Source organism: Janthinobacterium sp. Bl 1 (genome assembly GCF_058215535.1).
The window spans coordinates 4787505-4801857 of record NZ_CM177086.1; the positions used below are offsets into that span (position 1 = coordinate 4787505).

Genomic DNA, 14353 nt, shown 5'->3' on the forward strand with positions numbered 1-14353 from the left:
TCACGCCCGCCGCCCCTGCTTGCCTATGCTCGCGCTCATCATGTCGAACAGGGTGCGCGACGCGGGCGGCATCGCATGCTGATGCCGGCTGATCAAGCCCAATGTCCGTTTCACGGCGGGATTGACGAGCGGTACGCCGACCACCGTACCCTGCCGCTCCGGCAGGATGGACAACCCCGGCACGGCCGCTACGCCCAAACCCGACTCCACCAGCGCCAAGATGCCTGACACGTGGTTGATCTCGCACGAGATCCACGGATGCTTTTCCACGCCGGCCAGCGCCGCATCGAGCACGCTGCGGTTGCCGCTCGACTTGGCCACCGAGATATAGCGTTCGTCGACGGTGTCCTTCCAGCTCAGCTTCTTGCGCCTGGCCAGCCGGTGATCGTGCCGCATCGCCAGCACGTAGGTTTCGACATAGATGGGCTGGAAATGGATCTCCGGATTTTCCGCGCCCGTAAAGCTGATGCCGAAATCCGCCTCGCCCGTCAGCACGAGATTGAGCACGTCCTGCGCGCTTTCGTCATGCACGCGCACGCGGATTTTCGGAAACTGCGCGCTGAAACGCTTGAGCACGTCCGGCAGGAAGTGCCACACGGCCGATGGCACGCAGGCGAACGTCACCGTCCCCGTGCGGTGCGCGGCCAGGTCGGCGACACCGAGCACGGCATCCTCGAGGCCATTGAGCGCATCGCGCACGTTCACCAGAAACACCTGCCCCACATTGGTCAGCTGCACGCGCCGGGTGGTGCGCTCGAACAGCTTGACGCCCAGCGCATCCTCGAGTTTTTCAATGCGGCGGCTCAGTGCCGGCTGCGACAGGAACAGGTCGGCCGCGGCCTGGCGAAAGCTGTTGCGCTCCGCCACGGCCACGAAGGCCTGCAAATCATGAAGTTCGTAATTGATGCGTTGCATGCATTAATCCCCGGAAAAATTGCAATTATCAAATTATGCCATTTCAACGATGATGGGGTCTTAATGCTGAGCCTCGCCAAGAAGGCATCCCCCCAAAAAAAGATGGAGACACCATGCGACATTGTTCCACGTTCGCGCTGTTGTTCGCGGCCAGCGGCGCCTGCCTGGGCCAGAGCGGCGCGGTCTTGTATGGCATAGCGGATGCCGGCATCCGCTATGGAAAAGGCTTGAACGCCGCCAACGCACCCACGGCCGGCGGCACCACGCCCGCCGTCAGCAGCGGCATCAACAACACGAGCCGCTGGGGCCTGCGCGGCCAGGAAGACCTCGGCGGCGGCTGGCAGGCGCTGTACCGCCTCGAGGGTGGGCTGAATCTGGACACGGGCAGTGCGGCCAAATCCGACAAGCTGTTCGACCGGCAAGCGTGGGTGGGCCTGAAGTCGCCGCTGGGCTCCGTGACCCTGGGGCGCCAGGCGACCTTGCTGGCCGACGCCATCGCGCCGGTGGACCCGCTGGGCATCCGCTATGCCTCCTTCAATCCGAACGTCAACATCGCCGGCTTGAGCAATACGGCTTTTGGCCGCCACTCGTTTGGCCAGCAATACGGCAGCAGCGGCTATGCCGACAACTTCTACCGGCTCGACAACATGGTGAAAACCAGCGCCAGCCTCGGGCCGGTGGTGGCGCGCGCCGCCTACTCGTTCGGCGAGGTGGCGGGCGCCACGTCGCCATTATCGACCTGGGGCGCCGCCCTGACATACCAGCAGGCGGGGCTGGCCGTCTCCGGGGCAGTGATGCGCTTTCGCAATCGCGACAACCGCAGCCTCGACGCCGCCACCGTGGGCGCCGCCTACAAGATGGACGCCTGGCAGTTCAAGGCCAACCTGGGCGTCAACCGCGCCGACGTGGGCGCCGGCAAGTCGGTCCGGCAGAGCGTGATGTCGGCCGGCGTAAGCCGGCAAATGGCGCAGGACGTGCTGCTCACGACCGCCTACTACAAGGTGCGGCGCAGCGCCACGGGCCACATCGACGACGGCTTCCAGCGTGCTTTCGCCTACCTGGAAAAAACGCTCTCGCCGCGCTCCACCCTGTACCTGGAATCGGACTACACCACGTGGCAAGGCGATGCGGCCGGCGTCACGGGAACGCGGGTCAACGACCGCAAAGGCATGGGCTTGACGCTCGGCCTCATGCACAAATTTTAACGACAGGAGAAACAACCATGCTTCAACATACCCTCGTGCGGCGCTCCGCCCCCATCCTGGCCGGCTTCATGCTGCTGGCCGCCGGCGCGGCCCATGCCGCCGACATCCGCGTGGTCAGCTCGGGCGGTTTCGCCCAGGCCTACAAAAATCTGGCGCCCGCCTACGAGCGCGCCAGCGGCGACCATCTGGTTTCCGAATGGGGACCGTCGATGGGGACGACCAAGAATGCGATCCCGGCGCGCCTGGCGCGCGGCGAGCCGATCGACGTCGTCATCATGGTGGGTGACGCGCTCGACAAACTGATGCAGGAAGGCCGCCTGGTCCCCGGCAGCAAGGTGGTGCTGGCCAATTCACCGATTGCCTGCGCCGTGCGGCGCGGCGCGGCCAAGCCCGACATCAGCACCACCGAGGGATTGCGCAGCGCTTTCCTGAAGGCGGACAAGGTCGCCTATTCGGACAGCGCCAGCGGCGTCTACATCGAGACGCAGCTGATGAACAAGCTGCAGATTTCGGAGCAGATGCAGGGCAAGGCCGCAAAAATTCCCGCCACCCCCGTCGGCGAAATCATCGCGCATGGCCAGGCCGATTTCGGCTGCCAGCAGCGCAGCGAGCTGCTGCCGGTCGAAGGTATCGACATCGTCGGCCTGCTGCCGCCGGAAGTACAGAAGATGACGCAGTTTTCGGCGGCGCTGGTCCCGGGCGGCAAACAGCCTGAAGCCGGCCGCGCCCTGCTGCGCTTCCTCGCCGCCCCTGCCAACGCGGGCGCGATCGAAGCGACCGGTCTGGAACCGGCGGCGGCGGCGGCGCTGGCGCCAACGCCAGCAATGCACTAGGCGTACGTCACTCATCTTTCATCAATAGGTAAATCATGGACATTCCCTCCACCGCCGCGCCCATCGCCAGGGCGGCAACGCCGCGCGCGCAAGTGCGCCAGCCCTCGCGCATCGCCACCGTCATCCGGGTGACGAGCGGGAACTTCATCGAAATGTACGATTTTTTCCTGTTCGGCTTTTACGCCACGTACATTGCCAAGGCCTTCTTCCCCGCCACCAGCGAATACGCGGCCCTGATGATGACGTTCGCCACCTTCGGCGCGGGGTTTTTCATGCGACCGCTGGGCGCCATCATCCTCGGCAGCTATATCGACCGCATCGGCCGCCGCAAGGGCCTGGTGCTGACCCTGGCCATCATGGCTTCCGGCACGGCGCTGATCGCCTTCGTGCCCGGCTATGCCACCATCGGATTGCTGGCGCCATTCCTCGTGCTGATCGGGCGTTTGCTGCAAGGCTTTTCCGCCGGCGTGGAACTGGGCGGCGTGTCCGTCTACCTGTCCGAGATGGCGACACCCGGCAACAAGGGATACTACGTCAGCTGGCAATCGGCCAGCCAGCAGGTCGCCATCATCTTTTCCGCCGCGCTCGGCTACTATCTCAACGAAACCCTGAGCAAGGAATTCATCGCGGACTGGGGCTGGCGTATCCCGTTCTTCATCGGCTGCTCCATCATCCCCGTGGTGTTCTACATCCGCCGTTCGCTGCAGGAGACCGAGGCCTACCTGACGCGCAAGTCCCATCCGACGTTCCGGCAAATGCTGGGGACGATCGCCCTCAACTGGCCGCTGGTGGTCACCGGAACGATGCTGATCGTGCTGACGACGGTCGCGTTCTACCTGATCACCGTCTACACGCCGACCTTCGGCAAGAACGTGCTCAAGCTGAGCACCGAGGAAAGCCTGCTCGTCACCTTGTGCATCGGCTTGTCGAACTTCATCTGGCTGCCCGTCATGGGCGCGCTGTCCGACCGCATCGGGCGCTGGCCCATCATGGCCGTGTGCTCGGCGCTGACGGTGCTGACCGCGTATCCGGCCCTGTCGTGGCTGGTCGCCCATCCCAGTTTCGACCACATGCTGATGGTGGAGCTGTGGCTGTCCTTCCTCTACGGCAGCTACAACGGGGCCACCATCGTCGCGCTGACGGAAATCATCCCGGCCAGCGTCAGGACCACGGGCTTTTCGCTGGCCTACAGCCTGGCCACGGCGCTGTTCGGCGGCATGACGCCGCTGGTGTCGACCCTGCTGATCGAGAGCACCGGCGACAAGGCGGCGCCAGGCTACTGGATGGCCGGCGCCGGCGCCATCAGCCTGCTGGCGACGTGGCTGATCTATCGCGGCATCGTCAGGGAGCGCCATCCGCTCCCTGCATGATGTTATGGCCAGGCGGGCCGGCGCATGTGGAACAGGCTGTCCGGCCCGATCTCGAAATAATCGGCCGGACCGCCGCCGCGCAAGATCGGCGCGGCGGCCGCCGTGTCGTACACGCCATCGTTCAACAGGTGGCGCGCGATGTGCACGCCCACCACTTCCCCCAGCACCAGCCAGCTGCCGACACCGTCGCCATTGACGCCTTGCAGCTCGATGATCTGCGTGCGCCGGCATTCAAAGGAGACGGGGCTTTCAGCCACGCGCGGCACATTGACGATGCGCGAGGCGGCCGGCGTCAGGCCGGCCAGCGCGAATTCATCGACTTCGGGCGGCGCGGGCGCACAGCTGACATTCATCGCGTCGGCCAGCGGACGCGTTGCCAGGTTCCACACGAATTCCCCTGTCTGTTCGATATTGCGCAAGGTATCCTTGCGGCCGATGCTGGAAAAACCGATCAGCGGCGGATGGTAATTGAAGGCATTGAAAAAGCTGTACGGCGCCAGATTGAGCACGCCCTCGCTGCTGCGCGAGGCGATCCAGCCGATGGGCCGCGGCCCCACGATGGCATTGAAAGGGTCATGCGGCAGGCCATGGCCCTGCGCAGGTTCATAAAAGTGAATATTGTCGGCCACGCGCGTTCCTGAGGTCAAAGTCAAAAGCGCCCGGGATGGAACGCCTGGAACGACAGCTTACTGGAATTGCCGCCACCGCGTTGCCAGCCCGCCGGCGCCAGATGCGCTCGCGCACGCATCACGACAATTGTATGGCGCGCCGCACCATGCCTCGCTTATGATGGGACAACTCAACCCTTATCATTACGCTACCGCCCATGCATACCCTCACGCTGCACCAGAAAGTGTTCCTGCTCCTCCTGAGCATCGTCACCATCGGCTTCGGCTGGATACTGGCGCCGTATGCGGGCGCCATCTTCTGGGGCGTCATCCTGGCGATCCTGTTCGCGCCCGTGTACCGCTGGCTGCTGCTGAAAACCAAGGGACGCGCCGGCCTGGCGTCGCTGCTGACCTTGCTGCTGATCATCGTCATCGTGATCCTGCCGCTGTCGCTCATTTCCGTATCGCTCGTGAACCAGGCGGCCAGCGTCGTGGAAATGGTACGCTCGGGCGAATTCACGGTCGCCATGTTCTTCAATAAAATCATGGCCGTGCTGCCGCAATGGTTGATCAATTTGCTCGACCGCTTCAACCTGACCAGCCTGGCCAGCATGCAGGACAAGCTGGCCGAGGGCGCCACGCAGGTGAGCCAGGTGGTGGCGGTGAAAGCCATCAACGTGGGCCTGTACACTTTCGAATTCCTCACCAGCCTGTGCATCATGCTGTACCTGCTGTTTTTCCTCATGCGCGATGGCTCGACCCTGTCGGCCCGCATCAAGGGCGCAGTGCCGCTGAGCCGCAAGTACAAGCAGCGCCTGTTCACCAATTTCACCACGGTGATCCGCGCCACGGTGAAGGGCAACATCCTCGTGGCGATCGCCCAGGGCGCCCTCGGCGGCCTGGCGTTCTGGTTCCTCGACGTGCCGGCGCCCCTGCTGTGGGCCGTGCTGATGGCCTTCCTGTCGCTGCTGCCGGCCGTCGGCGCCGCCCTCGTCTGGGCACCCGTGGCCGTCTACTTCCTGGCCACGGGCGCCATCTGGCAAGGCGCGGGCCTGGCCGCCTTCGGCGTCTTCGTCATCGGCCTGGTCGACAACGTGCTGCGCCCCATCCTGGTGGGCAAGGACACCAAGATGCCCGACTACGTGGTGCTGCTGTCGACCGTGGGAGGCATGGCCCTGTTTGGCCTGAACGGCTTCGTCATCGGCCCCGTGGTGGCGGCCCTGTTCATCGCCTCATGGGACCTGTTCGTCTCGGCCAGCGAGTTCCAGGCCGAGGATTGAGGCGGCTTAACGAAATGCACACACAGACCATTCAGTACCCGGCCTGCGGGCAGCACAATCCGCGCTTCCAGAATCAGGCAAGAACCGCCTGGCGGCAGAGTGTCCACGGGCACCGGATAGTCCCGGCAACTATCCACATGAGACCACATTTCATAGCAACTATCATGTTGCAATAGTATACATTTAGCAACAAATGCAAAAATATAGTTTTTGACGCAGCAGGAGCCGCGGCGTAGTGTCGGTCGTCCCGACAACCACGTAATGAGGAGCCTTCCATGGCAAATCCACTGTGCTTAATGATGCCGGTACTGCCCGGCACCAATCCGATCTCCATCGCTGCAGCATTGCAGGAATACCAGACGAAGATCAATACCGCCCTCACCGATATCGGTACCGTGCACTTTGCCCGCTTCGTCCTGTTTGACCGCTCCCAGGCCAATCTCTTGCCCAACATTGGCAAGACGGGCACTTCCGATACCCTGATCATCGGCGTGATCACCGAGTATGACGGCAGCTTCAACGGCTACATCGAGGATTTCGTGGCCCAGCTGGGCGAGGTATTCGACGCGCTGCTGCAGTTTGTCGTGGGCGGCAAGGCGCTGATGCCCGTTGCCAACCATGTGGCCGCATTCGAAGCCTTCATCACCGCCAACGACGCCGCGCAGCACGTGCCCAACACGGGCCTGTATAACGCCTATCCGCAGACCGTCCAGCAAATCCTCGCTTCCGTCTAAAGAAAACGCCACGCCGGGGCTGCGCAAGCGGCCCCACCACCCCAGCCCCCGGAGAGACAGCATGGCCGATCCCACCATCGATTACGACGACGTGCAAGGCACGATCCTGCGCGGCTACCGCGTCAACCTGGCGCGCCATTTCATCTTCAGCATCACGGATGCGGCGCAGGCGCGGCGCACTATCGCGGCCCTGCTCGACGGCAGCGACGGGCTGCCGGCCATTACCACCGCGCGCCATATCCACCCCAAGCCGCCCTGCTTCCTGAACCTCAGCTTTACCGCTCCCGGCCTGTCGGCTCTGGGGATAACCGCGGCCGAGCTGGCCACCTTTGACCAGGCATTTCAACGGGGTGCGGCCGATCCGGCCAGCGTCGCCGCCGTGGGCGACGTGGGCGACAGTGCCCCCGAACACTGGCTCGGCAACCTGGGGCCGGCCACCACAGCCGGCCAGGTGCATGCGATGCTGAGCCTGTGGGTCAGCGAATCGGAGGAAGTGCTGCAGGCAACGTCGGCCAAGCTGCGTGGCGCCTTTGCCGCCGGCTGGCATGAACTGTATGCGCACGATGGCGTGGCCCTGCCAGGCAACCGCGTGCATTTCGGCTACCGCGACAACATCGCCCAGCCCGACGTCGATGGCGCCCCGCCGCGCAAGCACGAACGCGCATACGACCCGGACCCGCTCAACAGCGTCAAGACGGGCGAATTCCTGCTCGGCTATCCGAATGAAAACGGCGGTACCTACCAGGTGCAGCCGCCGCAACTGTCCACCAATGGCAGCTATGCCGCCTTCCGCATCCTGGAGCAGGACGTGCCCCTGTTCGACAGTATTCTGAGCCAGGGCGCGGCCAGTTCCGGGCTCAGTACCGAGATGGTGGCCGCCAAGATGTGCGGGCGCTGGCGCAACGGCAATCCGCTCGTGCTCGCGCCGGACGAACCGGGGCCCGTGCTGCCGGACGCCAGCCTGAACCACTTTCACTATGTCGATGCGCAGCCGGAACTGGACGACACGCTGGGCTTGAAATGCCCGATCGGCGCGCATATCCGGCGCAACAACCCGCGCGACGAAGGCGTCGTGGGCACCTCGGCCCGTCACCACCGCATCGTGCGGCGCGCCATGCCCTACGGCAGCGAATACGATCCGGTGACACCCATCGCAGAGCAGCGGGGACTGGTCGGCTATTTCATCAACGCCAACCTGCGCAATCAGTTCGAATTCCTGATGCAGCAATGGAACGATGACGCTACCTTCGTCAAATCGGCCGTCGGCCCGGCCGGTCCCGAGGCGGGCAATGCCACGCTCAACATCAGCGGCCAGGACGTGTTCCTGGGAATCAACGACCCGAGCGTCAGCTCCTTCACCTTGCCCGGCGTGGGCGCCAAGGGCAGCGGCAATACGAAACTGCAGCATTTTTCGCGCAGCGTCATCACGCGCGGCGGCGTGTATTGCTTCTTCCCCAGCATCACGGGATTGCGCTACCTGGCAAACCTGAGTTAGGCGGCGGGCGGGCCTCGGATGCAAGCGGAACGGCCCGGACCGCTTGCATTGATCCTGTCATTGCACTATCGTTGCCACACGCGCGTGTTGCCAACCTTGCACAGGAGATCCCACCGTGTCGCTGATCCTCTACGGCCATCCCTTTTCCTCGTACACGCAAAAGGTGCTCATCGCCCTGTACGAAAACGCCATACCGTTCGATTTCCGCTGCCTGGCGCCGGACATGCCCCAGCACTTGCAGCAATGGCTGGAGCGCTGGCCGCTGCGCAAATTCCCGCTGCTGGTGGACGGCGAGCGCAACGTCGCCGAGACCAGCATCATCATCGAATACCTGCAAGTGGCCCATCCCGGCCCCTTGCGCCTGCTGCCGGACGACGCCATGCAGGCGCTGGACGTGCGTTTTCTCGACCGCTATTTCGACCTGCACGTCATGACACCGGTGCAGCATGCCGTCGGTGCCGCCTTGAGCGGCGACGCGGCGAAGACCGAGGAAGGCCGCGCGTTTGCCGGAGACAAGCTGGACCTCGCCTACGCCTGGCTGGAAACCCGCCTGGCCGGCAAGACGTGGGCCGCCGGCGACCGCTTTACGCTGGCCGACTGCGCCGCCGCTCCCTCGCTGTTCTATGCGGACTGGACGCAGCCGATTCCCGCGACGCTGCCCCTGCTGCGCGCCTACCGCGCGCGCCTGCTGGCCCGCCCGTCGTTCGCCCGCGCGGTGGAAGAGGCACGCCCGTACCGCCACCTCTTCCCCCTGGGCGCGCCGCAGCGCGATTGACCTTGTTCAGGCAAACACGGGCCGGAAGAAACTGCGCTCATAGCTGACGATGCAGCGCGTCTCTTCCGCATAGCGGAAGGCGGCCTGGCATTCGGCGTCCTGCATCGAGTCGCTGCGGTACTGCTCGTACAAGGCCAGGCTGGGAAACGAGAACATGGCCAGCGCCACGTTGCTGGCGCCTTCCGATGGCAAAAAGTAGCCGTGGTGCTGGCCGCCGAAGCGTTCGACCAGCGGTATCCACAGCTTGCCATAGGCTTCGAATTCCCGCAATTTGTACGGATCGATGATGTAACGCAGGTAGCAGGTAATCATGTATTTTCCTTGTGAACGTTCAGATCCATCAGCATGCCAGATTCCCAGGAACCGATGGCGGCCAATGGCGAGCCAGGCAAAAAGTCCAGCGCGCAGGGATACGTAAAATCTTCCTGCGCCACGACGCCGAGCCCCGGCCAGGCATAGAACAACAGCTTGCCCTTGCCGATGCGTCCCAGCGCGCTGCCGTCGGGCAGCCAGCGCAAGGCGTCGCCCGTGCCGGCGCCCGCTTCCACGGGCGCCGTGGCCAGACAGCGGCCATCGTCCATCGCATGCACGGATCAGAACTCGTCGCCGCCCGCGTAATGCAGCACGGCCAGGCGCTCGCCATCGGGCGATGGGGCGCACGACGCCAGCTTGGGCAGCGACAGCACCACGCGCCCGCCTCCCGCTTGCAATGGCCAGTCCCACACGCTGCAGTAGTCGGGCGGCTGCACCTGCCCTTCCTCCACCGACTTGATGCCATGCAGGACCAGCAAACGCCGCCCGCCATCGATGGCGTAGATTGCGCGCAGCATTTCGCCAGGGTGCTCGTGCATGAACAGCAGGTCACCCGTCTGCGCGTCGCGCACGCGCAGGCGGCCATCCCAGCCGCCGTCGGCAAGATATTGGCCGCACGGCGACCATGCGGGACCGCAGCCTTCGCCATCCTTTTTGTTCTGGAAGTTCAGCAGCACCTGGCCCGCCAGGGCATCCACCACGGCCTGCTGGCCCGTCGTGCTCTTGATGGCCAGCCGGCTGCCATCGGGCGAGAACGCCATGCTGGAACAATGGGCGATGAACTTTCCGCGCCACAGTTTCTGGCGTGCCGCCACGTCCCACAGGACCAGGTCGCGCCCCAGTACGGCCAGGTGCGCGCCATCGGGCGAAAACCGCACGCCGTAGGCGCAGCCCAGCTTCAGGGGCTTGCGCGTTACCGTCATGGGCGCGCCAGCCGGTACACGACGCTATCGATATCGTAATGGCGTTCCATGCCCGCGTACTGCATGCCCAGGCGCGTCATGACCTTGATCGAGGCGGCGTTGTCCGGGTGCGCCACGGCCACCACTTCGGGCGCGCCGACGACGTCGAACGCATGCACGACGATGGCGGCCGCCGCTTCGCTGGCATAGCCCTGGCCCCAGCCCGTGCGGGCCAGACGCCAGCCGATTTCGTGCGGCTTGCTCTTGTCGCCATCGAGATGCTGCAGGCAGGCCATGCCCACCATCTCGCCATCATCGAGGCGTATCAGCGCCCACCAGGAATAGCCCCACTCGGCCCAGCGGCCCGTGACGCGCTTGACGGCGGCGCGCGTGTCCTCTTCCTTTTCGGGCTGGCCCGCGTTCAGATAGGTCATCACCTCGGGGTCGGTGTTGAGCGCGCGCATGCGCTCGTAATGGTTTTCCGTGATCGGTTCCAGGCGCAGGCGCGCCGTCGTCAATATGGTCATCGCATTTCCTTGGACGAAAAAAAAGACGATACACGATCGTCTTTTTTTTGCAAGCGCGCACGCAATTACTTGCCTGCTTCGCCCTTCTTGATCCACGCCGCCAGCTGGTGCGGACGCAGGCCGTCGTAGTCTTCGAACGGCTGGTGGATCCACGGGTTGTGCGGCAGTTCGTCGAGGAAGTAGTCGGGACGCACGACGGAGCAGCCCTTCAGCCAGATCACGGCCGATTTGACTTCGGTCACGTCAGGGAAGTTTTCCTTCAGGTGACGCGTGACCTTGTCCAGGGTGACGCCCGAATCGGCCAGGTCGTCGACCAGCAAAATGCGGCCGGCCAGCGGGCCCTTGGTCATGGTCATGTACTTGGCGATATCGAGGTCGCCGCGCACCGTGCCCGCGTCTTCGCGGTAGGAGCTGGTCGACAGGATAGCCAGTGGCAAGTCAAAAATGCGCGAGAATACGTCGCCGGGACGCACGCCGCCGCGCGCCAGGCACAATACCTGGTCGAATTTCCAGCCCGATTCGTAGACCTTGAGCGCCAGGCGCTCGATCAGGCGGTGGTATTCTTCCCAGTTGACCCAAAGGTGTTGATCGTTCGATTGTGGGGTAGTCATGATAGTGGAATCTTATTATTAGCGTGATTAAAAAAATCCGCCTTGCGGCGGATTGTGTCCAGCAGCTTACTCGAATGGGTGACGCAGCACGATCGTTTCTTCACGATCGGGACCGGTCGAAACCATGTCCACCGGTACGCCGACCAGTTCTTCGATGCGCTTGATGTAAGCGCGCGCCGTTGCCGGCAGCGCCGCCAGCGATTTCGCGCCGACCGTGCTTTCCGTCCAGCCTGGCATCTCTTCGTACACCGGTACGCAACGGGCGGCTTCTTCAGCGCCCGACGGGAAGATGTCCGTGGCGACGCCATCAATGGTGTAGCCGGTGCACAGTTTCAACGTTTCGATACCGTCCAGCACATCCAGCTTGGTCAGGCACATGCCCGTCACGCCGTTGATCTGCACGGAGCGGCGCAGCAAGGCAGCGTCGAACCAGCCGCAGCGGCGGGCACGGCCCGTCACGGTGCCGAATTCATGGCCGACTTGCGCCAGGTGGTGGCCGACGCCCGCATCCGTTGGCAGTTCCGAAGGGAACGGGCCGGAACCGACGCGCGTCGTGTAAGCCTTGGTGATACCCATGATGTAGTGCAGCATGCCAGGACCCACGCCCGAACCGGCGGCGGCATTGCCGGCCACGCAGTTCGACGAGGTGACGAATGGGTAGGTGCCGTGGTCGACGTCGAGCAGGGAGCCCTGCGCGCCTTCGAACAGCAGGTTCGCGCCGGCCTTGTGCGCCTTGTACAGCGCGCTCGACACGTCGGTCACCATCGGACGCAGACGCGGCACATAGGCCAGCGCGTCGTCGAGGGTCTTCTGATAGTCGACCTTCGGCGCCTTCAGGTAGTTTTCCAGCACGAAGTTGTGGTAATCGAGGTTTTCGGCCAGCTTTTCGGCAAAGCGTTTCTCGTTCAGCAGGTCGGCGATACGGATCGCGCGGCGCGCCACTTTGTCTTCGTAGGCCGGGCCGATGCCCTTGCCGGTGGTGCCGATCTTCGCATCGCCACGCTTGGCTTCACGGGCCAGGTCGATCGCGGTGTGGTAAGGCAGGATCACGGGCGCAGCGTCCGACACTTTCAGGCGCGAAGCGACTTCGACGCCGACAGCTTCGAGCTTGTCGATTTCGCGCAGCACGTCCGGCACGGAAACGACCACGCCGTTACCGATGTAGCAGGCGACGCCTGGACGCATGATGCCCGAAGGGATCAGTTGCAGCGCGGTTTTGACGCCGCCGATGACCAGCGTGTGGCCTGCATTGTGACCGCCCTGGAAGCGCACCACACCCTGGGCGTGATCGGTCAACCAATCGACGATCTTGCCTTTACCTTCATCGCCCCATTGGGTGCCGATGACAACGACGTTCTTTGCCATAATTTTCTTTGACATCACTTAACCTAAGTTTTTAAGAATCCAGCTACTACCATTATCGGCAAGTACCAGCACGCGATCGCACTCGAACTCGTCTTGTTCATTACTGTGACCCGGCATACTCTGGATCACGACCTCGCCCGCCTTGCGCAACTCGGCGATTTTTTCCTTCAATTCTGGCGCGCTGCCCCATGGGGCGCGGATCGAATGCTTCCGTTCCGCCGTTGGGAGCAGGCGCGCCAGTTCGCGCAAATCGAGCGAGAAGCCGGTCGCGGGACGTGCCCGGCCGAACGCTTCGCCGACGTGGTCATAACGGCCGCCGCGCGCAACCGCGTTCGGCAAGCCAGGTACATACAGCGCAAACATCGCGCCACTTTCATATTGGTAGCCGCGCAGGTCGGCCAGGTCGATCGCCACTTCGGCGCGGCCAAGGGCAGATCCTGCCAGCGCGGCCAGTTCGGCCAGCGCCTTCAACACGCCAGGCAACGGCGGCAGCACTTCGCGCGCACGCGCCAGCACGTCGATGTCGCCATACAGATTCGGCAAGGCCAGCAGCGCATCGCGCGTGACGGCATCGTAGGATGCGGTCAGGGCGCGCAGGCCCGGCGCATCTTTCGCGCGCAGCAAGGCGTACAGCGCAGCTTCGTCCCGCTCGGCGGCGGCGTCTTGCGCAATGATAGCGCGCAACAGGCCGACGTGCGACAAATCCAGGCGGACGCTATCGAAACCGGCCAGTGCCAGCGAAGCGAGCGCCAGTTCCTGGATCTCGGCATCGGCTTCCAGGCCGGCGTGGCCATAGATTTCGGCGCCGATCTGCAGCGGTTCGCGGGTGGCGTGCAGACCCGACGGACGGGTATGCAGCACGCTGCCGGCGTAGCACAGGCGGGTCACGGTGGCGCGGTTCAGCAGATGGGCGTCGATGCGCGCCACTTGCGTCGTCATGTCGGCGCGCAGGCCGAGCATGCGGCCCGACAGCTGGTCGACCAGTTTGAACGTGCGCAGGTCAGTATCCTTGCCAGCGCCGGTCATCAGCGATTCCAGATACTCGAGCAGCGGCGGCATCACCAGTTCATATCCGTACAGACGGAAATTATCCAGCATGAGGCGGCGCAGCTCTTCGATCTTGCGCGCTTCCGACGGCAGAACATCGGCAATATTTTCGGGCAAAAGCCAATTCGGCATGAGGGAGCGAGATACGGAAGAAAGTTGAAAAAATGCATCATGCGAGGCAGCGGCGGGCGCGCCAGGCAAGAGGCCGAACCTGATATTTTACGCGAAAACACGGGCCTTTAGGGATAAGTTGTCCGAAACGCTGCCGCACAACCCCAAAAACACCGCATTTTACGCCTTCCAGCAACAGCTAAGTAATCCTAAAAAAACGGGGCCGGCAGTGACGCCGGCCCCGCTGCTGCCACCCGGTCGTT

General features: G+C 63.8%; 16 protein-coding genes. 7 read left to right on the forward strand and 9 right to left on the reverse strand.

Annotated features, from left to right (window positions below; genetic code table 11):
* On the reverse strand, positions 1 to 915 hold the full coding sequence (locus AC4BCN_RS21625) for a LysR family transcriptional regulator (protein WP_128142419.1): 915 nt from the start codon (positions 913 to 915) through the stop codon (positions 1 to 3).
* Positions 916 to 1028: 113 nt separating this feature from the next.
* Here AC4BCN_RS21625 and AC4BCN_RS21630 point away from each other — a divergent pair, with 113 nt between their 5' ends.
* From AC4BCN_RS21630 to AC4BCN_RS21640, 3 genes are read left to right on the forward strand one after another with little or no spacing between them, the layout of a single operon-like run.
* Positions 1029 to 2120, forward strand: coding sequence for a porin (locus AC4BCN_RS21630; RefSeq protein WP_490491739.1), 1092 nt, complete (start codon positions 1029 to 1031; stop codon positions 2118 to 2120).
* 17 nt (positions 2121 to 2137) lie between these two features.
* The gene (locus tag AC4BCN_RS21635) at positions 2138 to 2953 is read left to right on the forward strand and encodes a substrate-binding domain-containing protein (RefSeq protein ID WP_490491740.1); all 816 of its coding nucleotides are present in this window, start codon (positions 2138 to 2140) and stop codon (positions 2951 to 2953) included.
* 35 nt (positions 2954 to 2988) lie between these two features.
* On the forward strand, positions 2989 to 4323 hold the full coding sequence (locus AC4BCN_RS21640; RefSeq protein ID WP_402718965.1) for an MFS transporter: 1335 nt from the start codon (positions 2989 to 2991) through the stop codon (positions 4321 to 4323).
* A gap of 2 nt (positions 4324 to 4325) precedes the next feature.
* Here AC4BCN_RS21640 and AC4BCN_RS21645 read toward each other — a convergent pair whose 3' ends face one another.
* Complete coding sequence (locus AC4BCN_RS21645) at positions 4326 to 4952, reverse strand: flavin reductase family protein (RefSeq protein ID WP_490491741.1); 627 nt, start codon at positions 4950 to 4952, stop codon at positions 4326 to 4328.
* 197 nt (positions 4953 to 5149) lie between these two features.
* Here AC4BCN_RS21645 and AC4BCN_RS21650 point away from each other — a divergent pair, with 197 nt between their 5' ends.
* From AC4BCN_RS21650 to AC4BCN_RS21665, 4 genes are all read left to right on the forward strand, one after another.
* On the forward strand, positions 5150 to 6211 hold the full coding sequence (locus tag AC4BCN_RS21650) for an AI-2E family transporter (protein WP_139089956.1): 1062 nt from the start codon (positions 5150 to 5152) through the stop codon (positions 6209 to 6211).
* 275 nt (positions 6212 to 6486) lie between these two features.
* Positions 6487 to 6945: a hypothetical protein gene (locus tag AC4BCN_RS21655; RefSeq protein WP_485878382.1), complete on the forward strand. Its 459-nt coding sequence runs from the start codon at positions 6487 to 6489 to the stop codon at positions 6943 to 6945.
* A 61-nt stretch (positions 6946 to 7006) separates the two neighbouring features.
* The gene (locus tag AC4BCN_RS21660) at positions 7007 to 8440 is read left to right on the forward strand and encodes a Dyp-type peroxidase (RefSeq protein WP_490491742.1); all 1434 of its coding nucleotides are present in this window, start codon (positions 7007 to 7009) and stop codon (positions 8438 to 8440) included.
* A 115-nt stretch (positions 8441 to 8555) separates the two neighbouring features.
* A complete protein-coding gene (locus AC4BCN_RS21665) occupies positions 8556 to 9215 on the forward strand; it encodes a glutathione S-transferase family protein (RefSeq protein ID WP_128142411.1) in 660 nt (219 codons plus the stop codon).
* 6 nt (positions 9216 to 9221) lie between these two features.
* On the opposite strand, the gene AC4BCN_RS21670 is transcribed toward AC4BCN_RS21665, so the two are convergent.
* The 7 genes from AC4BCN_RS21670 to AC4BCN_RS21700 all read right to left on the reverse strand — a co-directional run bounded on the left by AC4BCN_RS21670 (position 9222) and on the right by AC4BCN_RS21700 (position 14111).
* Positions 9222 to 9527 (reverse strand): NIPSNAP family protein, encoded by a 306-nt coding sequence (locus AC4BCN_RS21670; RefSeq protein ID WP_034752016.1) that lies wholly within the window; start codon positions 9525 to 9527, stop codon positions 9222 to 9224.
* Positions 9524 to 9805 carry a hypothetical protein gene (locus AC4BCN_RS21675; RefSeq protein WP_490491743.1) on the reverse strand — a complete coding sequence of 94 codons (282 nt, stop codon included), beginning with the start codon at positions 9803 to 9805 and terminating at the stop codon, positions 9524 to 9526. Before AC4BCN_RS21675 ends, AC4BCN_RS21670 begins: the two co-directional genes overlap by 4 nt.
* A gap of 3 nt (positions 9806 to 9808) precedes the next feature.
* On the reverse strand, positions 9809 to 10450 hold the full coding sequence (locus AC4BCN_RS21680; protein WP_490491745.1) for a WD40 repeat domain-containing protein: 642 nt from the start codon (positions 10448 to 10450) through the stop codon (positions 9809 to 9811).
* On the reverse strand, positions 10447 to 10956 hold the full coding sequence (locus tag AC4BCN_RS21685) for a GNAT family N-acetyltransferase (protein ID WP_490491746.1): 510 nt from the start codon (positions 10954 to 10956) through the stop codon (positions 10447 to 10449). The genes AC4BCN_RS21680 and AC4BCN_RS21685 overlap by 4 nt, the downstream gene beginning before the upstream one ends.
* A 65-nt stretch (positions 10957 to 11021) precedes the next feature.
* Positions 11022 to 11567 (reverse strand): phosphoribosyltransferase, encoded by a 546-nt coding sequence (locus AC4BCN_RS21690; protein WP_034752020.1) that lies wholly within the window; start codon positions 11565 to 11567, stop codon positions 11022 to 11024.
* 66 nt (positions 11568 to 11633) lie between these two features.
* Positions 11634 to 12947, reverse strand: coding sequence for an adenylosuccinate synthase (locus tag AC4BCN_RS21695; protein WP_034752021.1), 1314 nt, complete (start codon positions 12945 to 12947; stop codon positions 11634 to 11636).
* Positions 12948 to 12950: 3 nt separating this feature from the next.
* Positions 12951 to 14111 carry an ATP phosphoribosyltransferase regulatory subunit gene (locus AC4BCN_RS21700; protein ID WP_034752022.1) on the reverse strand — a complete coding sequence of 387 codons (1161 nt, stop codon included), beginning with the start codon at positions 14109 to 14111 and terminating at the stop codon, positions 12951 to 12953.
* Positions 14112 to 14353 lie beyond the last annotated feature (242 nt).